At 64.6% G+C, this 21165-nt stretch carries 21 protein-coding genes and 3 pseudogenes; 15 read left to right on the top strand and 9 right to left on the bottom strand.

Annotation, left to right across the window (positions count from 1 at the left end; genetic code table 11):
* Positions 1-210, top strand: a pseudogene (locus A9K66_RS30915) (monooxygenase); the annotation flags it as partial.
* Positions 211-239: 29 nt separating this feature from the next.
* Here the strand turns inward: A9K66_RS30915 and A9K66_RS31205 are convergent.
* Positions 240-393, bottom strand: a pseudogene (locus A9K66_RS31205) (SAM-dependent methyltransferase); the annotation flags it as partial.
* A 235-nt stretch (positions 394-628) separates the two neighbouring features.
* On the opposite strand from A9K66_RS31205, the gene A9K66_RS16570 reads away from it, so the two are divergent.
* The 4 genes from A9K66_RS16570 (at position 629) to A9K66_RS16555 (ending at position 5271) form a co-directional block, all read left to right on the top strand.
* Positions 629-1108, top strand: coding sequence for a DUF2231 domain-containing protein (locus tag A9K66_RS16570; protein WP_067325436.1), 480 nt, complete (start codon positions 629-631; stop codon positions 1106-1108).
* Positions 1109-1394: 286 nt separating this feature from the next.
* Positions 1395-1643: a hypothetical protein gene (locus tag A9K66_RS30795; protein WP_067325433.1), complete on the top strand. Its 249-nt coding sequence runs from the start codon at positions 1395-1397 to the stop codon at positions 1641-1643.
* A gap of 420 nt (positions 1644-2063) precedes the next feature.
* A complete protein-coding gene (locus A9K66_RS16560) occupies positions 2064-3737 on the top strand; it encodes a tlde1 domain-containing protein (protein WP_156751090.1) in 1674 nt (557 codons plus the stop codon).
* 292 nt (positions 3738-4029) lie between these two features.
* Positions 4030-5271 carry a glycosyltransferase gene (locus A9K66_RS16555; protein ID WP_067325430.1) on the top strand — a complete coding sequence of 414 codons (1242 nt, stop codon included), beginning with the start codon at positions 4030-4032 and terminating at the stop codon, positions 5269-5271.
* Between the two features lie 3 nt (positions 5272-5274).
* Here the strand turns inward: A9K66_RS16555 and A9K66_RS16550 are convergent, their stop codons facing one another.
* A complete protein-coding gene (locus A9K66_RS16550) occupies positions 5275-6030 on the bottom strand; it encodes a DUF4239 domain-containing protein (RefSeq protein WP_067325426.1) in 756 nt (251 codons plus the stop codon).
* A 217-nt stretch (positions 6031-6247) separates the two neighbouring features.
* On the opposite strand from A9K66_RS16550, the gene A9K66_RS16545 reads away from it, so the two are divergent.
* From A9K66_RS16545 to A9K66_RS16530, 4 genes are all read left to right on the top strand, one after another.
* Positions 6248-7033, top strand: coding sequence for a ThuA domain-containing protein (locus A9K66_RS16545; RefSeq protein WP_067325446.1), 786 nt, complete (start codon positions 6248-6250; stop codon positions 7031-7033).
* Positions 7034-7122: 89 nt separating this feature from the next.
* Positions 7123-8181 (top strand): Gfo/Idh/MocA family oxidoreductase, encoded by a 1059-nt coding sequence (locus A9K66_RS16540; protein ID WP_067325422.1) that lies wholly within the window; start codon positions 7123-7125, stop codon positions 8179-8181.
* A 136-nt stretch (positions 8182-8317) separates the two neighbouring features.
* Complete coding sequence (gene add, locus A9K66_RS16535) at positions 8318-9310, top strand: adenosine deaminase (RefSeq protein WP_067325419.1); 993 nt, start codon at positions 8318-8320, stop codon at positions 9308-9310.
* A 78-nt stretch (positions 9311-9388) separates the two neighbouring features.
* Complete coding sequence (locus A9K66_RS16530) at positions 9389-9790, top strand: GFA family protein (RefSeq protein ID WP_067325416.1); 402 nt, start codon at positions 9389-9391, stop codon at positions 9788-9790.
* Positions 9791-9830: 40 nt separating this feature from the next.
* Here the strand turns inward: A9K66_RS16530 and A9K66_RS16525 are convergent, their stop codons facing one another.
* Both A9K66_RS16525 and A9K66_RS16520 read right to left on the bottom strand, forming a co-directional pair.
* A complete protein-coding gene (locus tag A9K66_RS16525; protein WP_067325413.1) occupies positions 9831-10553 on the bottom strand; it encodes a 3-keto-5-aminohexanoate cleavage protein in 723 nt (240 codons plus the stop codon).
* 136 nt (positions 10554-10689) lie between these two features.
* Entirely contained in the window at positions 10690-11106 is a 417-nt protein-coding gene (locus A9K66_RS16520) for a helix-turn-helix domain-containing protein (RefSeq protein ID WP_067325410.1), read from the bottom strand.
* 105 nt (positions 11107-11211) lie between these two features.
* Here A9K66_RS16520 and A9K66_RS16515 point away from each other — a divergent pair, with 105 nt between their 5' ends.
* On the top strand, positions 11212-11799 hold the full coding sequence (locus A9K66_RS16515; protein WP_067325443.1) for a dihydrofolate reductase family protein: 588 nt from the start codon (positions 11212-11214) through the stop codon (positions 11797-11799).
* Positions 11800-11885: 86 nt separating this feature from the next.
* Here A9K66_RS16515 and A9K66_RS16510 read toward each other — a convergent pair whose 3' ends face one another.
* From A9K66_RS16510 to A9K66_RS16495, 4 genes are all read right to left on the bottom strand, one after another.
* On the bottom strand, positions 11886-12029 hold the full coding sequence (locus A9K66_RS16510) for a hypothetical protein (RefSeq protein ID WP_156751089.1): 144 nt from the start codon (positions 12027-12029) through the stop codon (positions 11886-11888).
* A gap of 185 nt (positions 12030-12214) precedes the next feature.
* Entirely contained in the window at positions 12215-12952 is a 738-nt protein-coding gene (locus A9K66_RS16505; protein WP_197507486.1) for a tetratricopeptide repeat protein, read from the bottom strand.
* Positions 12924-13907, bottom strand: coding sequence for a tetratricopeptide repeat protein (locus tag A9K66_RS16500; RefSeq protein WP_067325400.1), 984 nt, complete (start codon positions 13905-13907; stop codon positions 12924-12926). Before A9K66_RS16500 ends, A9K66_RS16505 begins: the two co-directional genes overlap by 29 nt.
* A gap of 324 nt (positions 13908-14231) precedes the next feature.
* Positions 14232-15476 (bottom strand): cytochrome-c peroxidase, encoded by a 1245-nt coding sequence (locus A9K66_RS16495; RefSeq protein ID WP_245307564.1) that lies wholly within the window; start codon positions 15474-15476, stop codon positions 14232-14234.
* A 205-nt stretch (positions 15477-15681) separates the two neighbouring features.
* On the opposite strand from A9K66_RS16495, the gene A9K66_RS16490 reads away from it, so the two are divergent.
* The 4 genes and pseudogenes from A9K66_RS16490 (at position 15682) to A9K66_RS16475 (ending at position 18977) form a co-directional block, all read left to right on the top strand.
* The gene (locus A9K66_RS16490; protein ID WP_067325439.1) at positions 15682-16104 is read left to right on the top strand and encodes an OsmC family protein; all 423 of its coding nucleotides are present in this window, start codon (positions 15682-15684) and stop codon (positions 16102-16104) included.
* Positions 16105-16110: 6 nt separating this feature from the next.
* Positions 16111-16689 (top strand): hypothetical protein, encoded by a 579-nt coding sequence (locus tag A9K66_RS16485; protein WP_067325393.1) that lies wholly within the window; start codon positions 16111-16113, stop codon positions 16687-16689.
* Positions 16690-16724: 35 nt separating this feature from the next.
* The gene (locus A9K66_RS16480) at positions 16725-18155 is read left to right on the top strand and encodes a patatin-like phospholipase family protein (RefSeq protein WP_067325390.1); all 1431 of its coding nucleotides are present in this window, start codon (positions 16725-16727) and stop codon (positions 18153-18155) included.
* Between the two features lie 79 nt (positions 18156-18234).
* A pseudogene (locus tag A9K66_RS16475) lies at positions 18235-18977 on the top strand (2OG-Fe(II) oxygenase).
* Between the two features lie 58 nt (positions 18978-19035).
* Here the strand turns inward: A9K66_RS16475 and A9K66_RS16470 are convergent.
* On the bottom strand, positions 19036-19332 hold the full coding sequence (locus A9K66_RS16470; RefSeq protein ID WP_067325387.1) for a GYD domain-containing protein: 297 nt from the start codon (positions 19330-19332) through the stop codon (positions 19036-19038).
* 216 nt (positions 19333-19548) lie between these two features.
* On the opposite strand from A9K66_RS16470, the gene A9K66_RS16465 reads away from it, so the two are divergent.
* Positions 19549-21165 (top strand): ABC-F family ATP-binding cassette domain-containing protein (locus tag A9K66_RS16465; protein ID WP_067325384.1); only part of this gene is annotated, 1617 nt, incomplete at its 3' end.

Below are 21165 nucleotides of genomic sequence, written 5' to 3'. Positions count from 1 at the left end.
GGCAAACGCTACGAGGCGGTCTGGCGAAGATTATTCTCCACGCGGGTCCTGGCCGCCGAAGCCCTGGCTCGGTTAGCCCTCGGCCCCGGCGGCGCCGCGTTGATGGAGGCAGTCGTCCGCAATTTTCCATGCACGCTCACCTTTGGAGCGCGGCTCAGCGGCAAGACGAAACCTGTCCCCGGTTTGGCCGATGCGCGCCTGGCTCGATAGGTTGGCCTAGAGTTCAGCCACGATGATGTCGACTGAATTTTGGCGGCGACCTCACCGCTGCCGTGCCTGTCAGCAATCACCGAAGTGGCGTAATCCGTTGCTGCTCCAGTTTTGCCGATCCCTGGCTTGGATTTCGTTGCGAAGAAGAGTGCCGTGACAATAAGCCACCGCCGGGATGCGTGGCATTGGATCACGCGCGACAAGAGCACACTATCGTTCAGCTCGCTTTCGACTCGAGCCCACACTGGCATACGCGCCTATAGCGGTGCGTGAATTCCGTCCCGCGCAGCGCAGTCGGGTTATGGAACATTCCGGCTCAACCGGAGTTTGCATATATCCGGCTTTCTGCCGCCGAGCCCCTGATGCGTTGTGATGTGGCCTGAGGGCGGCGCTCGCCACGCCTCGAGGAGGCCCTACGATGGTCCAGCACACGATCCCTCGCAATCCGCACAGCACGGCAAGCATTGCCGGCCATCCTGTTCATGCAATGCTGATACCGTTCCCGATCGCCTTCTTCGTCGCGACCTTCGTTTGCGACCTTATCTTCTGGCGAACCGGTAATCCGGGCTGGGTCACCGCTACGCTCTGGCTGCTGGGGGCAGGTCTGATCATGGCCGTGCTGGCGGCTCTTGCCGGCTTGACCGATGTCCTGGGGGACACCCAGATCCGCAATCTCCAGGACGCATGGCTTCACGCCGGCGGCAACGTGGTCGTCGTTCTCATCGAACTCTACAACTGGTACTCGCGATATGCCGACGCGGAGGCAGCGGTTGTGCCGGTCGGCCTTGTCCTGTCGCTGATCGTTGTCCTCATTCTTCTGTTCACCGGCTGGAAGGGTTGGGGAATGGTCTATCGGCATCACGTCGGCGTTGCCGACGATTCGGACCAAATGCGCTGAATGAGCCCGTTTGCTGGTGATTGAAGCAGCTCCAGGATTCGCTGTGAGCTGTGTAAAAACAATCGGTTGGATTGGGCAAGCGATTCAAAAGTTGAACAGCTCCAAGGCGCCCGCGACGTTGCCCGACGGAAGCGGGGCAGCTTGAACGGTCCGATCTACGACTACGACGGAATCGATAGGCCGGCCGGAAAGGTGTAGGATGCCTTGTCGTCCGCACCCAGACGAGGCCCACGGACGCTTGAAAGAGTAGATCGCGCTTTCGCCCATCTAAGGGCAGGGAGGCGTCATGGCTTTCACCAAACACAGCGGAATATTCACGCCAGTCGAGCTGGAGCTTCTCCAGAAAGTATTCGATCAGTTGTGCAACGAGCGCCGTCTGGCGTTAAAAGACGGGGGCGAAAGAGAACAGCTTGCCTCCGACGTGATCGAAGCCTTCCAAAACGGCTTCAGCGCCGAAGCGGAGTTGTTGCAATCGCTTGCGGAGCACCGCACCGCACCGTCGCGACGCAATCCGGCTCGACAGCTCCGTCCTTGATTGTCGGGCGCGGCGAAGGCTGTCTTCCCGCATAGCTGTTGGCGTTGCGATCTGCCGCCCTGGAAGAGATGCCGCAGCTGGTCGCGCCAGGCTCTTCCTGCCGTTTTTTAACCTCAATCCGTTCTTAGCTGGCGATCGCCCGAAAGGGTAGAACCTTCGCGCTTGCTTGACTCGGCCCGCAAAAACGGGCAGCAAAGCGGCTGAGGGAGAGCATTTTTACCGTGGCGCAGACCATGGAGGGCTCTTTTTTCGTATGGACCGTCGCCACAATGGCGATTGGTGGAGGGATTGGTTAACCATCTTTGTCCATCTTTTGAATCAATCGGCAACAGACGCGTGAAGGTGCAGGGGGCACCAGGCGAACTGTGATCGTGACGGGTGCCAGGTCCGCAAACCGGCATGCCGATTGAGAGTGGTCGTATGGCGTTTTTGCGTTTGAAGAACCGGGGTGACGCTCCTGAAGAGGGGGTAACTTCGAAGAAATCTGGTGGTCATCGTTGGGTTGTGGTGCCTGCTGTCGGCGCTGCCCTGGCCCTGTGGTCGGTCGCGACCATGGCCGGCCTCTATTCCGTGAGTACCTCGCTCACCGCCGCCTCCAACGGATTGCCGCAGAGCCTGCTTGCGCCGCGCAGCATCGTGCTTGGCGACCAGCGCCGCAAGGTCGCGAACGCCTGGGCGCCGCGCCTTGCCGCGAACGGCGCGCACAAGACGGGCTCGCTCACCCGCGGCTGCGATGCCGGCTGCCTCAGGCTCGCAGCCAGCTTTGCGAGCTCCACGCCAAACCCCTCCAGTTTGGTGCATGACGGCAAGGCCGCGCGGCTGAAACCGGCACCGGATAGCGTATCGCATGAGAAGGTTGTCGCGGCTTCCGCCGCGGACGTCGCCGACCGTTTCGACAGCGTCATCAAGCGCGCCGGGCTTTCTCCGCAAAAACTGGCCGATGCCTTCCGGCGCGCCGAGAACGCTCCTGTCCTGCTGGCGAGCTTGCCGTCGGCAAGCCGCTTCGGCGGCGCGGCCGATAGCGGTTCGGCCCGGAGTGGGCTGACCTTGAGCGGCCCGGCCGAGTCACGCTTTGGCGGAAATCAGGTCGACGTTCAGCGCGCGTCCGAACTGGCGCTGGCGCTTGCCAATGTCATTCCCGAAGAGGCGGTCGATGTGCCGACCGCCGTCGCGCTCGCCAGCGGCGACGCGCCTGAGATGACGGCCGGCGCTTCCGGCGACGACGGAAAAGCTGAAGTGCAGGTCGCTTCCCTGCCGCCGCAGGATGGTTTGCCCGACAGCATCGCCGTGCCTGGTTTGAGGCCGCGCACCGCCCTCGGGCGCGCGACGGAAGCGCCTGAACAGAATGCCGCGAGGAAGCCGGAACCGGCCAAGCCGCAGGCAAGCCAGGCGGCAAGGCCCCAAATTGCAAAACCGGAGTCGGCCAAACCGCAGCCGGCCAAGCCGCAGCCGACCGTTGTCGACTCCGCCGAAGGTGCGCAGACGCCGCGCTCGCTGAGGAGCTCCGACCAGGCGCTTCCGGGTGTGCAGGGTGCGAAGCCGATTGAGGCCGCGCCGGCCAAGCGCAGCAAGGCGCAAGCCTCCGAGATGCTCGCCTACGCCAAGCCGGACACGCCCGAGCGCGGCGGTCTCGGCAACGCCTTTAGGGGTCTGTTCAACAGTCCTTCGACGGGCAATGGCGTCGCCGTCTATGACATCTCGACGGCGACGGTCTACATGCCCGATGGCTCCAAACTGGAGGCGCATTCGGGGAAGGGCGCCATGGCCGACCAGCCGCGCTTCGCCAACCGCAAGAATTCCGGCCCGACGCCGCCCGACACCTACAATCTGTCGCTGCGTGAATCGCGCTTCCATGGCGTCGAGGCCATCCGGCTGACGCCGACCAGCGGCAGGAACAAATATAACCGCAACGGTCTGCTCGCCCATACCTATCTGCTGCGCGGCGCCCCAGCCCAATCCAGCGGCTGCGTGGCCTTCAAGGATTATGGCCGCTTCCTCTCTGCCTTCAAGAAGGGGAAGATCAAGCGCCTGGTCGTTGTGCCGCGCCTGAACGGGTCGCCCACCCAGGTCGCCCAGGAAGGCCGCCAGGGCTGACCCCGCCCGCCACTATGCCGGCAGCAGCTTGTTGCCGGTAGGCTGCCTTTGATCTCTTGACGGTTTGCGGTCCTTACCGCCGTTGACGCGCGGCGCGGTCGACGCACGCGCTTGATGTCTTCGCCACGTCTCTTGCAACAGCGGCAGTGACCGGTTCCATCGAATTGCGGATGAGGAAAGGGAGAACTCCCTCTCCCAGAAAGCATATATGGCGCAGCCCGGGCTTGCGGCAAGCCCCCGGCAATGCCGTATGTACGCTGCCCTTGACCTCAGTTTAGGAAAGGGAGTTTGCATGCGGATTTTACTGTCGACTTACGGTTCGCGCGGCGATGTCGAGCCGGTGGTGGCGCTGGGCGAGCGACTGCAGGCGCTCGGCGCCGAGGTGCGGGTGAGTGTCCCCGGCGATGAAGAATTTGCAGCGCTGTGCGCCCGTGCCGGTGTGGAGCTGGTGCCGGCCTTCGCACCGGTGCGCGAATGGGTAAAGGAGATGACGCGGCGCAGGGCATCGGAATCGCCGAAGGACGTGGCCGCACTCATCTCCGGCCAGGCGGCCGAGATCCTCGCCAGGCAATATGATACGCTCATGGCGGCCGCCGAAGGCTGCGATGCCGTGGTGGCCTGCGGCCTGTTTCCGTCCTGTGCCGCCGCGCGGCTGGTCGCCGGGCAGCGGCACATGCGCTACATCCTTGCCACCTTCTGTCCGATATGGCTGCCGTCGGCGCACAACCGGCCGCATGAATATCCGGGACATCCGCTTCCAGCCGGGGTCACCGACAACCGGCTGCTGTGGGAGACGGATATCGCGACCAAGAACGCGCTGTTCGGCCAAGCGATCAACAGCTGGCGCGCGTCGCTCGGATTGCCTGCGGTGGAAAATGTCCGCGATTATGTCTACGGCGATCCGGTCCTGCTCGCCTGCGACCCAGCGCTCGGGCCGTGGCTGCCTTCGGACCTGACCGATGCCAGGCAGACCGGCGCCTGGATCCTGGCCGACGAGCGGCCGCTGCCCGACGGGCTGGAGGCATTCCTCGCAGCCGGCCCGCCTCCGGTCTATGTCGGCTTCGGCTCCATTGCCGTGGCCAAGGAGGCCGGCCGTGCGGCCATCGAGGCGGTCCGCGCCAAGGGCCGGAGCACGGTGATCGCGCGTGGCTGGGCCGAGCTTGGCCTTACCGACGACCGGGACGATTGGTTCGCCGTCGGCGATGTCAACCACCAGGCGCTGTTCCGCCGCGTCGCCGCCGTCATGCATCACGGCGGTGCCGGAACGACCGTCGCCGCCGCGCGGGCAGGAGCGCCGCAACTAGTGGTGCCGCAGATCGGCGACCAGCCGTACTGGGCGCGGCGGGTGGCCGAGCTCGGCATCGGCGCAGCTCATGACGGCCCGGTTCCGACAGCGGGGTCATTGTCGGCGGCGATGGAGACGGCGCTGGCGCCCGAAACCCACATCCGTGCGAGCGAGGTTGCCCGTTCGGTCCGCGCCGACGGCGCGGCGGTGGCGGCGAAGCTTTTGATCGAGATGTTCGGTCGTGCCTGACCTTCACTGCGTCAGTTCCGCCAGCGCCCTCTGCAGGGGCGCCGGCGAGACCTGGATCGGGCCGGAGAAGGGGCTGTCCATGTCGATGATCAGATAGATTGCCGCGGCCACCAGCGCCCCGGACACGAGGCACGTGAAGATGATGGTTCCATTGCACGGTGCTCGGAAGCCGAAGCTGGCGAAGATCAGCGTCAGCCAGGCAACGAGCAGCGCGATCAGCGGCGCGGGGATGGCACCCTCGGACTGCTCGGCCAGAATCCAGCGCTGCGCGATCACCTTCTGCAACTGCTGCGTCGCCGCCTGTTGCGTGGCGGTCTGCCTGGCGTTCGCAGGGGTCAATCCGCCCACGATATCGCCGACCTGATTGAGCAGCAGTTCCGACAGCCTGTTCGGGACGACCGTCGTGTCGCTGTCGGCGGTCGAGGTATCGACGACGCGCTGCACATAGGCGGTGAGCGATTGCCGGGCGCCGTCCGCCTCCGGTCCATAGTGTCGGAGCGTTCTGTCGAGCAGAATGAGATCGGTGGCGAAGGTGTGGACGTTGACGTTGATGGATTCGAACGTGTTCTTGGCCGAGTTGATCATCAGGCCGAGGACCAGCGAGGACATCACCATGAAGAGGTTCGCGGCGAGCCGCACCACCGCGCTGGTATCGTCGCCAAGGTGGTGAGCAGGGAAGCGCTCATGCACCATCAGGCTGACCAGCGACGCCCCGGCCAGACAAGCAAAAATCGCCGCCCCTATAAGCACTTCGCCCATAGCTGATATTGCGCACGGGAAAGGACGGTTGCCAATTGGGTGGAGGTGGTTGAATCAAAGCGGAAGCATACAGGCGTATGTGGTTGTTCGCCAACGATGCTTTCTGGCTCGTCGTCATGTGCAGCGGAGCGAAGGGCAAAAACCGCTTCCAATGCCGGCCGAAGACGCTATCTATTGCGCCGGGCGGCTCCACCCTCTCACCATCACGAGGCAACCCATGACAATTCGCGCTGTCGTCTGGGGCGAGAACATCCATGAGCGGACCAATGAGGTGGTCGCCGGCATCTATCCGGAAGGCATGCACACGGCCATCGCCAACGCGCTCAACGCCGACAAGGCGATCTCCGCCTCGACCGCGACGCTGGAGCAGCCGGAGCATGGGTTGCCTGAATCCCGCCTCGCCGAGACCGACGTGCTCGTCTGGTGGGGTCACAAGGACCATGGCGCGGTGGCCGACGATGTGGTCGAGCGCGTCGCACGCCGCGTCTTCGAAGGCATGGGACTGATCGTGCTCCACTCCGGCCATTTCTCGAAAATCTTCAAACGGCTGATGGGCACGCCCTGCACGCTCAAATGGCGCGAGGCCGGCGAGCGCGAACGGCTCTGGGTGACGAGCCCCAGCCATCCGATCGCCGAAGGCATCGGCGAATATTTCGAGCTCGAGAACGAGGAGATGTATGGCGAGCAGTTCGCCGTGCCGGAGCCGCTGGAGACAATCTTCATCTCCTGGTTCCAGGGCGGCGAGGTGTTCCGCTCAGGCCTTACCTACCGGCGCGGCGCCGGCAATGTCTTCTACTTCCGCCCGGGCCACGAAACCTATCCGACCTACCACGACGCGACCGTGCACAAGGTGCTGCGCAACGCAGTGAAGTGGGCGCACAACCCGCAGGGCAGGAATTCCGCCATCCTCAAAGCACCCAACGTGCCGGTGGAGAAGGCGCTGGAGCCGATCGTCGAACGCGGCGGCAAGCTGCATGCGCCCGGCGAGGCTGGTTTCCGCTAAACCGTTTTCTGTTTGGGATTGCGTACAAGCAACAATTAGATCGCCCGCCTCATATCATTGAATCGAACCAATTCCTCTGGAGGAGCAAAATGCGGCTTTTGATACTCGGTACCGGCTGGATGGCGCAGGAGCATGCCCGCCGCTTCGGCGCCATCGAAGGCGTCGACATCGTCGGTGCCGTCGATGTCGATCCAGCCCGCGTCGGCGAGTATGCCGACGCCTACAAGATCCCGAAGCGCTTCACCTCGCTGGAGGCGGCGCTCGACTGGGACGGTTTCGACGCGGTCGCCAATGTCACGCCCGACCGCATCCATCACCCGACCACCATGGCGCTGATCGCCGCCGGCAAGCCGGTGCTTTGCGAAAAGCCGCTGGCCGAGAATTTCGGCAAGGCAAGCGAGATGGCCGATGCGGCGGAAGCCGCCGGCGTCGTCAACATGGTCAACCTCACCTACCGCAACGTCGCGCCTTTGCAGAAGGCGCGACAAATGGTGCAGGCCGGCGAGATCGGCACGGTGCGCCACGTCGAGGCCTCCTATCTGCAGAGCTGGCTGGTATCGAAATTCTGGGGCGACTGGCGAAGCGACCCCAAGTGGCTCTGGCGGCTCTCGCGCGGCCACGGCTCAAACGGCGTGCTCGGCGACGTCGGCATCCACATCCTCGACTTCGCCAGCTATGGCGCCGCCCTCGATATCGACCACGTATTCTGCCGGCTGCGCGCCTTCGACAAGGCGCCGGGCAACCGCATCGGCGACTACCAGCTCGACGCCAATGACAGCTTCGCCATGACGCTCGATTTCGCCAACGGCGCCTTCGGCGTGGTGCATGCCAGCCGCTGGGCGAGCGGCCATCTCAACGAGCTCAGGCTGCGCATCTATGGCGACAAGGGCGGCATCGAGGTGGTGCACAATCTCAATGGCTCGATGTTGAAGGGCTGCATCGGTGCCAATGTCGAGGACGCCAAATGGGAAGAGCTCGACGCCGGCACCGTGCCGACCAACTACCAGCGCTTCGTCGAGGCGGTGAAAAGCGGCGTGCAGGCCGAGCCCAATTTCCGCCATGCGGCTGGTCTGCAGAAGGTGCTGGATCTGGCGGTGGTGTCGGACGAAAAGCGCGCCGAGCTGAGGGCCCACGCGGACACGCAGTGAGGCCGAAGCTGCCGATCTCCTCCCGCAACGGGCCCGCAACGGGGGGGCTGTCATCACACAAATCTTTCAATCATTTCTTGAAGCCTTGATCTCGCCTTTCGTGATTTGATGCGGCCACAAAGCTCGGGAGGGTTCATTGACCGACTATATCGGGTTGCCGAAGGCCGAAGTGCACATCCACGTCGAGGGCTGCTTCGAGGCCGACGACGTGATCAGGAATTGCGAGGAGGCTGGCATCCCGCTGCGCGCGCCGCGCGACAGGCTCTTCGAGGCGCATGATCTGAAGAGCTTCCTCGAAATGCTCGACTGGCTGTGCGGCACGTTTCGTACGCGCGAGCAGCTGGCCATCACCGCCTATAAATTTGCGCGGCGCATGGCCAAGAGCGGCGTGCGCTACGCCGATGTCATCGTCAATCCGACTCACTGGCCGCACTGGCACCGGAACATCGCCGGCATGATCGACGCCTTCGATGCCGGGTTCGCGGCGGCCGAGCAGGATGGATACCCGCCGGTCGGGCTCTGCATCAGCCTGCTGCGCACCCAGTCGGCCGAGGACGCCATCGAACTGGTGGAGTTGCTGAGCAGGATCAGGCACCCGCGCGTCGTGGCCCTTTCGATCGACGGCAACGAGGCGGCCGCCGGGCGCACCGGTCCGCGCTTTGCCGAGGCGTTCCGCCGCGCCGCCACGGCCGGATTGCGACGCACCGTCCACGCCGGCGAGTCGAGCGGTCCCGAGGGCGTTCGCGACGCCATCGAGCTGCTTGGCGCCGATCGCATCGACCATGGCGTTCGCGCGATCGAGGAGCCGGCTCTGGTCGACCTGCTCGCACAGAGGCGAATTCCGCTCGGCGTCTGCCCGATCTCCAACATCGCACTCGGCGTCTATCCTTCGCTTGCCGAGCATCCGATCGACGCTCTGCGCAAAGCCGGCGTTCCCGTCTCCATCAACACCGACGATCCGGCGCTGCTCGGCACGACGCTCGAAGCCTCTTACGCCGCCTGCGCCGAGACCTTCGCCTGGGACAGTGAAACCATCCGCCAGCTCGCCGCGACATCGGTGCATGCGAGCTACGCCGACCCGGCGGTGAAGGCGCGGATACTGGCGGATCTGACGGCCTGGCAGGGGTAGGCGACGCTCGGCGGATAGGTGCTTTCACCACGCCGCCGAACTGCATAAGGTGCCGAGACTCGGTCGAAAGGAGCCAGCATGGTCACGCGACGCGCCGAATGTTCCTGCGGTCAGCTGTCGGCCACCTGCGCGGGCGAGCCGGTGCGCATCTCGGTGTGTCATTGCCTCGACTGCAAGCGGCGCACAGGCAGCGCCTTCAGCTACAATGTGCGCTTTGCCGAGGCCGATGTGACGATAGACGGGCGCGCGCTGCAGTTCACGCGCACCGGCGAGCAGGGCGGGCAGATAACCTACAGCTTCTGCCCTGATTGCGGGACCACAGTGCACTATCGCATCGACATGCAGCCCGGCCTAACTGCAATTCCGGTAGGGGCGTTCGCGGATCCGTCGTTCCCGCCGCCCTTCCAATCCTTCTACCACCGCAGCCGGCGCTGCGAATGGGTCGAGATAACCGCCAAGCCGCTGACGAAGTTCGGCTGACTTTTGGCCTTGGGTCCTCCCCATGAGGCGAGGAACCAAGTCACGCCCGGCGATAGATCCTCACCGCCGCCTTCACCAGCGCCGCATTCCCGTCCGCCACCGTCCCATCAGGCAACTCCTTACCGTCCTCGAGCCCGACACGGGTCGAAAACTTCCGCGCCGCCGCCCGCTCGACGAAGGGCCACACGGTCGCGTTCTCGCCATGCAGCAGGATCGAGCGGTGAATGCCTTCGCGTTGCAGCAGCTTTTCGATGCCGTCGGCGAAGGCAAAGGCCTCCTCCAGCGTCTGCTCGGAAATCTCGATCAGGACGCGCAGCACCCGGCGGCCATGATCGAGGCTGGCCAGCCTGAGCGCATCGCCGATCGACGCCAGCCCGGCCTCGATGCCGACGCCGCGGTCGTGCAACGCTTCCATCACTTCGGGCGCCGCCGCCTCGCTGAGATTGACCGAGGCGTAGTCGGGCAGCTCATGCCAGCCGGCGATGGCCGCAATCGTGCGCCTGTCGTCCTTCTCGATCCAGGCGCCGGTCGAAACGCCGATCAGTGTGCCGGGGCAGGCGCGGCGCAGCGCCGTCATCGTCCAGTCCATCGCTTCCGTGGCAAGGCTTTCCTGCCGGTCGGCGCCGCGCGCATGCACATGCAGTTCGGCGGCACCCGCCGCAACCGAGGCCGCGCCGTCGTGTGCCATGGCATCCGGGTCGAGCGGCAGGGCGAGGTGGAAATCCGCGGCGCGGGCGCCGTTGATGCAGGCCTGGACGATCATGGCGGTCGATCCTGTTCAGGCGGAGTCTAGCGCAGGGGAGCATAGACGGGAAACGGAACCTGCGGGCAGGATCTTATCGACGCCGCGATCCTTCGCCGTAGAACTCGACTTTGGGCAATTGGCGGCGTGGAACGCCTTACCCCAAATGCTCCTTCCTCAACCTCTTCTTCATCCGCTCCAGCGCCGGCTGGCCACCTGCCGCTAGTTCCTTGGAAACCCGCGCCAAATCCTCGTCCGCCTTTCGATATTTGCTGCCCCAAGCGCCAAGCGTGGCGAGTATCGGCAAAAGGTCGATGCCGGCCTCGGTCAGCCGGTAGATCGCTTTCAGCCTGTGGGTCGGGTCGTCGCTGCGGGTGAGGACGCCTTCGTCGACCAGGGTCTGCAGCCGCTCGGCGAGCGTGCGCGACGAGATGCCTTCGTCCGACTGCAGGAACTCGCGAAAATGCCTTTTCCCGGCGAAGGCCAGGTCGCGGATGATGAGCAGCGTCCAGCGGTCGCCGATGAGCTCGAGCGACAGGCTGATCGGGCAGCCGGACCTTTCCTTGGTCGACATGAAATTAGTTCCATTTGTAAATCACTTTTCAATTGACATCATTCCATTCGCGCGTCAAATGATTTCAAAAGTAAACCGTGGTTGGAGATGCGAGAGGACCGCGCAATGAAAAAGCTCATCCTGCAAATGCAGATGTCGGTCGACGGCTTCGTCGGCGCCGACGAGAACCGTCGTTGGCAGCTTTGGGAATGGGGTGACGAGAGCGACTGGGACGAAGAGCTCAAGCAGGACTTCAATGCCATGTTCGCAACCGTCGACACGATTCTGCTCAGCCGCAAGATGGCCGAGGAGGGCTACGTCAATCACTGGGGCAATGCGGCGATGAAATTTCCACGAGACCGCTTCTATGCCTTCGCCCAGCGTATCGTGACAGCTGACAAGGTGGTGCTGAGCGACAGGCTGAAGGCGTCGCGGTGGGAGCGTACCAGGGTCGCGAGCGGCGATCTGCCGCGCGAGATCAATGCGCTGAAGGCGGGCGAGGGCGGCGACATTGCCGTGTTCGGCGGCGCCGGCTTCGCCTCGGCGCTGATCGCCGCCGGGCTGGTCGACGAGTTCCAGCTCTTCATCAACCCGGCGGTGCTGGGTGCCGGCCGTCGCATCTTCGATCAGAGCGGCTTTGCCAGGCTGAAGCTCACCGGCTCGAAAGCCTATGCCTGCGGCATGGTGGTGAACCGCTACGCGTCGGCGGGGTGAGGCTTGAATCAATCTGGCAGCACGCCGTCTCAACCGCTTGTTCGCTTGTCGTTTCCCGGCGAATTGCGAACCGTCGGTGCCATGCCTTACCCGCCTGGATGCGACGCCAGCGCGTTGGTCTCCCGATACCCCGCTTCGTCGTTGGCCGCGGCGGCGAACCGCCGGGCTTCGTGCGACGTGAGACCGATGAGCGCGCGCCCGGCATGTTCGGCGGGCTTGTCATTGGCCATGTCGAACACCGCCCAGCTATGATGAGGCGGTTCTTGCACCGCTACGAATCTCATTTGAGCCCCCGCTCTGACGAGATGCTAATGTAGCAGATGCTTTCTGTCGGTCTGTGACTGGCTCACACAGGGTGCGCTTTCCGATCGGTTCAGCAATAGGGCGCTTTATCGCGTCGATATCCTCGAGGTCGCTACGGCAAAGCGTAGAGCGCCTTCAAGGCCATCGTCGCGCCGCGATACTCGACGAAGCTCTTGGGACAATCGCTTACCGCGAGCCGGTAGAGCCGCACCGCCTCGTCGCTGTGCCCCTGCAACCGACTGAGTTCCGCGGTATAGAAATTGGCGTCACACACCTGCCCCTGCCTGGTTTGCGGATTCGGGTCGTCCGCGGCCGCCAGCACCTCGGCCGGCGCTAGGTCGCCGAGCAGCATGCGCGCGACTGGTGCCGGCCATTTCGTCATATCGAGCTTGCCTGTCGCAGCACGCAATTCGCTTTGCCCGCCGGCGTGGCGCTCGGCCAAGTCGCGCCAGATCGCGGAATAAGGATCGTCGGGTTTCAGGGCGGCCAATCGACGAAAATCGTACTGCGCATCTGAGAGCGCGCCCGCATAGAAATGCACCAGGCCGCGGCCCCGGTAGGCGTTGGCGAAGTTGGGATCGAGGCCGATTGCCTGATCGTAGTCGGCGATGGCCTTTTCGTAGTTCCCTTTTGCCGTCCAGCTTTTGGCGCGATTGTAGAAGAATCCCGCATTCTTGCCGTAGATCTCGATGGCCCGGTCGAAATCGGCGATACCGCGGTCGTAGTCGCCCTTGCTGGCCCATACGAAGCCTCGCCAATTGAAAGCACTGGCATCCGTCGGGTCGAGCGCGATGTCCTCGTCATAGTCGGCGGCGGCGCGGTCATTGTCGCCCTTGCGAAGCCAGGCCAAGCCACGGCCGGCATAGGCGCCCTCCAACTTTGGAATCGAGAGCGATCGCCCGGTCGAAATCGGCAATGGCGCGGTCGTAGTCGCGTTTCATCGACCAAGCCGAGCCTCGGGCGAAAAAGGTGCCTGCCTGCTTTGAATCAAGGGCGATCGCCTGGTCATAGTCGGCTATGGCTCGGTCGAAATCGCCCTTGTCGATTCGAACTGATCCCCGGGTGCGATAGGCGACGGCGAATTTCGGGTCGAGGCTGATCGAGCTATCGAGGTCGCTCAGCGCCCGGTCGAGATCGCCCGTGTTCCACAAGGCGAGGCCCCTGTTGTAATAGGCGCTCGCATCTTTCGGGTCGGCAGCGATGACCCCGTTGTAGTCGGCGATTGCGCCGTCATAGTCGCGCATATTCGAGCGGGCGTTGCCGCGTCGATAGAGTGCGTGCGCATTGTTCGGATCGAGGCGAATCACCGTCTCGTGATCGGCAAGCGCGCGCGCTTCGTCGCCCATGCCGGCCAGGGCGTCGGCCCGACTGTTCAGGCAATCCACGTCCGTTGGCTTGAGCTTGATGGCCTGATCGAAATCGTCGATGGCACGACCGAGTTCGTTCTTGTTGAACCACGCGTTGCCACGGTTGCAATAGGCACCGGCGTCGGCCGGCGTCAGCCTGAGCACCATGCCGAAGTCTGCAATGGCCCGATCGTTCTCACCTTTGTCGGCCCACGTCACGCCGCGGTTGTAGTAGGGGTCGGCGCCGTTCGGGTCGAGATTGATCGCCTCGTCGTAATCGGTGATGGCTCGATCGGGCTCCCCTTTTCCGCGCCAGGCGTTGCCACGGTTGTAGTACGCGTTGGCGAGTTTCGGATCCATCTTGATCGCCTCGCTGTAGTCGGCGATGGCGCGATCGAGGTCGCCTTGCCGCCGCGAAGGCAGTACCGCGTATGACAAAAGCGGCCACGTGATTGCCATTCGTCTCCGATCGATCCTCGATGACCTGTGTGCAGGCGACGATGCGCCGAGCAGGTTCGACAGTCTTGCCGTCGCAGGCCGGATGATCGTCGTACTCATGGATCGCGGCCGAAGACGGCTCCGCAACGAGGAGGGACAACAACATCAACGCCAGCATCGGCCGCACAGGCCGCGGCCATCCCCAAAAATGAGTCGCCAACCCCGCCATTCCAAATGCCCCCGTGCGCCGCTACGAGCGGTGCCGCCGCATTCTAGCAAAGACACCTCAGCGAGCAATCGCTGGTTGCGTCGTTCGATCGCTTGTCAGCCGCGTCTGACCGAGCTTCACTGCCCGGCCTGGTCCGCGTCGGTCAGCGTGCCGAGGAAAGCGACGATGTCGTCGATCTCGGCGTCGGTCAGCGCCGGCTTCTCGCCTGGTTTCCTGCCGTTGAAGGGCGGGTCGGTGTTGAGGTTTCCCCAGTAGGCCTTTGGCAGATCGTCGAATTTCTCGACCGTGCCGTCCGCGTTCTTCGGATACCAGCGCCCCGGATCTGTGTCGCGAGTGGCGTAGAAGGCGACAGCCTCGCGCAGCGAGTGGACATAGCCGTTGTGGAAGAAGCTTTTGCGCAGCGCGACATTGCGCAGCGTCGGCGTCTTGAACAGGCCGCAATACTCGCTCCGGCCCTTGAAGTCGGCCCGCAGCGGCCCGCACAGCCCGAGGTCGAGATAATTGGGATCGGCGTTGGCCGGGATCGCCTGGTTGCGCGGCACGGCGATGGCGATCAGGCCGTAATCGGTGAATTGCGGCGGCTCGCCGTCATTTGCCGGCTCGCTCAGATGGCAGCTCGCGCAATTGCCTTTGTTTGCGTCCTCGAACAGCGCACGGCCGCGCAACTCCTGCGCGGTCAACTGCGCCTTGCCGGCAAGGAAGGCGTCGTAGCGGCTGGAATAGGGGTAGAAGTCGGCGCTGCTCTGCTCGAAGGTGCCGAGCGCCTCGACCGCCGCGTCGAAGGCATCCTGCTGATGGTCGAAAATATCCGCGCCGAACGCCGCCATGAACGCGTCGGCATAGGGCGCTTTGCGCAAGGCGGTGACCACGGCGGCTCCATCCTTGTTGCCCATCTCGAACGGCGACAGCAGCGGGATCCTCGCCTGGTCCTTGCCGTGGTCGGCGCGCCCGTCCCAAGTCAATCCGCCGGTCGGGCCATTGTCGACGCTTTCGTCGCCCTCGTCCTCGGAATCGTAGAAATGCTCGGTGAAGGCGGGCGCCGCCTGCAGGTAGCGCAGCGACGGCACCGCGCGCAGGCCAGGCCGGTCGAGGTTCGGCCCGCCCATCTCGACCGGCGCGGCGGAGGCCGGACCGAAGGCGTGGTTGGGATCGTGGCAGGACGAGCAGGCCTGTCTGCCCGAAGCCGACAGCGATGGGTCGAAGAACATTTTTCGCCCGATCGCCGTCAATGCTTCGGCACGTGCGAAGGCTTGCGTGCGCGACATCGGGCCAGGATGGACGCCATCTGCCGGCTGGCCGGCGGCGGGCCAAAGAACAGCGACGGCGAGAGCGGCGTGCGTGGCAAATTTCCGTGGTGTCATGACCCTCAATCCCGTTTCCATTGGCCCAGCAGCGCGGTGCCGCGGATTGTTGACTGGCGGAGGCAAATTGCCAAGCCGGAACGCGGCAGATCAGCCCTTCCACGGACCACCTCGCACGAAGAAAACCGCAGCTGTGCCCTGGATGGTTGCCGAGATAAATTCCCGTCCGCTATCAATGGCCTCCAAACCGGACGAAGGACTTTCGATGAGCGAGCTGAAGATCAGAACCCGTGCTACCGGCGCCTCCGCCATGCTGCCGCCGGGCGGCTTGCCGGCGGTAACGACGCCAACCGGCGGCACGGTCGACGTGGTGACTGCGGTCAGCGCGCCGGGCTTCAACCCGCTCGACCTGCTCTATGCCTCCTTGGCCGCCTGCATGGTGCTGAGCGCCCGCATCGCCGCCACCCGCCTCGGCGTCGCCGACCGGCTTGGCGAGGTGAGGGCGGATGTCGGCGGCGAGAAGGCGAAGGACGAGCCGTCGCGGGTGGAAAGGTTCAATATCCGGTTGGAGATTGCCGGCGACCTCGACCCCGCGACCAAGCAGCGCATCGTCGAGGATGCCGAGACGATCTGCACCGTCTCCAACACGCTTCGCGGCGCGCCGGCGCTGCACGCGACGCTGGGGTGAGGGGCCGTGGCGCATCTCTCTGCGATTGACTATGCGACCGCCTCCGACGAAATCCGCGCAGAGCATGACCGGGAGCTTGCGCTGCGCGGCCGCATGACCAACATGAAGCGCATCCTGCTTCACTCGCCGGCCGCGCACCGCATCTACGCCGAATGGTTCACGCTGCGCGATCTCCTGCGTCCGACGCTCGAAGACCGAGCGATCTGGCTGTTTTCGAAGGCGATCGCCGAGACGATGTGCGCCGAGGTCCCGGTCACCTTCTTCCGCCGCGCGCTGATCGATTCCGGCCTCGATCCGGACGCGATCGAACCCAGCCCGGACGAAGCGCTGCTGATGTCCTTCGGCAGGGCGCTCGCCGCCGACGCCAATGCCGTTGCCGACGAGACCTGGGCCGCGCTCAAGGCCCGCTACGACGAAACGTTGCTCGTCAACCTCGTCGCCTTCGCCGGCATCATGGTGGCGACCTGCGTCTTCACCAATGGAGTGCAGGTGGATCTCGATCCGGGGCTGGAGGGGTATCGCCGGAACGCTTTGAGGCGAAGACCCCGGGGCTGGCCGTTGCCTTGCTCTGCCTGCTGCGCATAGACTGAGCCCGGGAACGAGCGATCGGGGGGACCTCGATGCGTTGGCGTGTGGGCTTGCTTGTGTTGGCAGCAGCGCTGCTGGCCGGATGTGTCGCCAATGATGTCGAGCCCATCAACACCCATGTGACGCAAGTCGGGCCTGGCTCGCCGGACTACATTCCCGATGCTCCCGCCGACGGGTCGACCGTGGTCGCGCTGTCCTTCTCTGGCGGCGGCACGCGCGCCACCGCCTTCAGCTACGGCGTGCTTCAGGCGCTCGACGCTGTCGAGGTCGGCAGCGGCGGGCGAGCGCATACGCTGATCGACGAGGTGCGCGTCGTCGGCGGCGTTTCTGGCGGTGCGGTGACGGCGGCCTATCTCGGCTACAAAGGGCGTGGTTACCGCGAGCTTCGCGAGCGCTTCTTGCTGCGCGATGCCGAGAGCTCGCTGCACACCGCCAAGCTCGCTCCGGCCAATCTGGCGCGGCTGTGGAAAGGCGGCGTCAACGACCGCAGCACCTTTGCTGCGTGGCTGGACAGGAACCTGTTCGACGGTGCCACTTACAGCGCCTTCAGACGTCCCGGCGCCCCGCTGGTCTGGATCCACGCATCCGACATCTACAACGGCACGGCCTTCGGCTTCACCTACGACCGTTTCGCGGCCATCTGCAGCGATCTCGACAAGCTTCGTATCGCCGATGCGGTGGCGGCCTCGGCGGCGTTCCCCGCGGTGTTCGCGCCGGTTGTCGTCTCGACGACCACGCCGACAACTAGATGCAACTACAAGCAGCCGGACTGGATCGAACGCGGTCTCAACGATCCGGAGGCACCGGAACGGGTCAAGGCCGCGGCTCGCGCCATGGAGTCCTACCAGAACAACGACCGCGTCAACTACATCAAGCTGCTCGACGGCGGATTGACCGACAACATCGCGGTGGTCGGCTTCGCGGAATCGCTCGACATCGCCGTCAGTCCGCACAGCCCGTTGTCGCCGCAGGCGGCGGTGAGGATGCGAACGCTGATCATGATCGTTGCCGATGCGGGCCGCAGGAAAGAACCCGACTGGGTCAAGGTCAAGCAGGGGCCGGGCCTGGTCGACATGATCGACGCCACCGCCGGCACCTCGATCGCGTCCTCGGTGCGCGACGAATTCGATTCCCTCAAGCTCGAATTCCGGCTGTGGCGCGAAAAGCTGGTCAAATATCGCTGCAGCCTGCCGGCGGCGGCGGTAGCGCGCTACCGCGGCGGCCTGTCCGGCTGGAAGTGCCGCGACGTTCAGATGGTGGTTGAACTGGTCTCCTTCGCCGACCTGCCGCCAGAGGAGGCAGCCGCGCTGAACGTCATCCCGACCCGGCTGAGGCTGACGCCGGAGCAGGTCGAGCGGACCATCCAGGCCGGCCGCGACGCGGTGCGCCTCAACCCGCGCCTGCAGCAGGCATTCCGCCGCGCGCAGGGCCGCTCGGGCTTCGTTGCGGCTGGTTCGCCGTAAAGGTCGCGCCATTTCCGCAGGAATCGGGTGGCCGCCGCTTCGCCTCCGCCCCACTTTGATGGCATCAAAGGAGGCGCTCATGACTGTCCATTCCCTCAACACCAAACGCGCCGGACGCTCCGCCGAATCCCGTGTCGCCGCGCAGGACTGGCGCGCGCTCGCTCCGAGCTCAACGCCCAGGGCTGCGCTGTCGTGCCCGGCCTGCTTTCGCCGGAGGAATGCGCCGAAATCGCCGCGCTCTATCCGCACGAAGAACATTTCCGCAGCCATGTGGTGATGGCGCGCCATGGCTTCGGCAGGGGCGAGTACCGCTATTTCCGTTATCCGCTGTCTGATCTGATCGAGGGCCTGCGCACTGCGCTTTATCCATGGCTCGCCGGCGTCGCCAATGACTGGAACGAGAAGATGGGCGCCGCGCTCCGTTACCCTTCCGACCACGCCGCCTTCCTAAAGCGTTGCCACGACGAGGGCCAAACCAAGCCGACGCCGCTTCTGCTGCAATACGGCCCCGGCGACTTCAACTGTCTGCACCAGGATCTCTATGGCGCGCTCGCCTTTCCGCTGCAGGTGGCGATCCTGCTCTCCGAACCCGGCAAGGATTTCACCGGCGGCGAATTCGTGCTGACCGAGCAGCGCCCGCGCATGCAGAGCCGCGCCGAGGTGGTGTCGCTCAAGCGCGGCGACGCGGTGATCTTCGCCGTGCACAACCGGCCCGTGGAGGGCACGCGAGGTTACTATCGCGTCAACCTGCGCCACGGCGTCAGCCGCCTGCGCTCGGGCAGGCGACATACGCTCGGTATCATCTTCCACGACGCGAGGTGACACCCCTCCGAGGCGGCTTTTCTCGGCTCTACGTTCCAGGCCGCCGATAACGGATCGCTTACGCCCTGCTTAGCGCGTCCATCGTCTCCTCGACGCTGAGGAGGACGGTGGTCTCGCAGGAGCTGAGTGCCCCTCCGGCACCGATGGCGAGCACGACGGACGCCATCGAAACATTGTCCGGTGCCTCCCACAGGTTCCACCCGTCGTGTTCGCCGAACGCGTACCAGAACCCGTGCAGCTTTCCGCCGACCGATTCTATGTATGAGCTGGCTGCCTTGCGGCGATCCTCGGGGTTTTCGATCATTCGCGCCCAGGTCTCGGGCGTGTAGCTGAAGCGCGTCAGGTACATGGCCATGGTTGACCTCCCTTGCCAGAGCCCATCAAGTGGTTGGCTCCAGCACTAAGCGCTCGATCGGTCGGCGACGCCAATCAATTTCACCGCGGCTGGGTTCTGCCTCGAAGGAATAGCCGAGCGCGCGGATGCGGCGCTTCTGCCTCTTCCCTCCGCAGCCTCATTCGCGTATGCCCCGGGCAAATCCCGCCATCTCAGCGCAGTTTCCCGGACCGCCCCATGATCCGTCTCGAAAATATCGGCAAGCAGAACGGCCGTCAGATCGTCTTCATCGAAGCCTCGGCCGCCCTGCAGAAGGGCGAGAAGGTCGGCCTCGTCGGCCCGAACGGCGCCGGCAAGACGACGCTCTTCCGCATGATCATCGGCCAGGAGCAGCCGGACGAAGGCCAAGTCTCAGTCGATCGCGGCGTTACCATCGGCTATTTCAGCCAGGATGTCGGTGACATGGAGGGGATGAGCGCCGTCGCCGAGGTGATGGAAGGCGCCGGCCCGGTGAGCGCCGTCGCAGCCGAGATGCGCGAGCTCGAGCACGCCATGGGCGATCCCGACCGCGCCGACGAGATGGACGCGATCATCGAGCGCTATGGCGAGTTGCAGCACCGCTTCGAGGAACTCGACGGCTATGCGCTCGACGGCCGCGCCCGCGAGGTGCTCGACGGCCTCGGCTTCTCCGAGGAGATGATGGACGGCGACGTTGCAAAACTCTCCGGCGGCTGGAAGATGCGCGTCGCGCTCGCCCGTATCCTGCTGATGCGGCCCGACGTCATGCTGCTCGACGAGCCGAGCAACCATCTCGATCTTGAGAGCCTGATCTGGCTGGAGAAATTCCTCAAGGACTATGACGGCGCGCTGCTGATGACCTCGCATGACCGCGAGTTCATGAACCGCATCGTTTCGAAGGTGATCGAGATCGACGCCGGCGCGCTCACCTCCTATTCCGGCAATTACGAATTCTACCAGGAGCAGCGGGCGCTGGCCGACAAGCAGCTGCAGGCGCAGTTCGACCGCCAGCAGGCGATGCTTGCCAAGGAGATCGCCTTCATCGAGCGCTTCAAGGCGCGCGCCTCGCACGCCGCCCAGGTGCAGAGCCGGGTGAAGAAGCTCGACAAGATCGACCGCGTCGAGCCGCCCAAGCGTCGCCAGACGGTGGCCTTCGAGTTCCAGCCTGCGCCGCGCTGCGGCGAGGACGTGGCGACGCTGAAGGGCATCCACAAATCCTATGGCAGCCGCTCGATTTATGCCGGCCTCGACTTCCAGATCCGCCGCCGCGAGCGCTGGTGCGTGATGGGCGTCAACGGCGCCGGCAAGTCGACGCTTTTGAAGCTCGTGGCCGGCGCCTCCGAGCCGGATGAGGGCTCGGTGGCGCGCGGTCCGAGCGTCAAGATGGGCTATTTCGCCCAGCACGCCATGGAACTGCTCGACGGCGAGCGCACCGTGTTTCAGACGCTGGAAGACAATTTCCCGCAGGCCGGCCAGGCGCCGCTCAGGGCTTTAGCCGGCTGCTTCGGCTTTTCCGGCGACGAGATCGAGAAGAAGTGCCGCGTGCTCTCGGGCGGCGAGAAGGCAAGGCTGGTCATGGCGCTGATGCTGTTCGATCCGCCGAACCTTCTGGTGCTCGACGAGCCGACCAACCACCTCGACATGGCGACCAAGCAGATGCTGATCGAGGCGCTGGCGCAATATGAAGGCACGATGCTGTTCGTCTCGCACGACCGCCATTTCCTGTCCGCACTATCGAACCGCGTGCTGGAGCTCACGCCGGATGGCATCCACACCTATGGCGGCGGCTATACGGAATATGTCGCCAGGACGGGGCAAGAGGCACCGGGGCTGAGG

This window comes from Mesorhizobium sp. AA23 (genome assembly GCF_001672435.1).
Classification (GTDB): Bacteria; Pseudomonadota; Alphaproteobacteria; order Rhizobiales; family Rhizobiaceae; genus Mesorhizobium.
The sequence above is the reverse complement of the archived record's forward strand: the minus strand, read 5'-3'. Positions and strand labels throughout refer to the sequence as shown.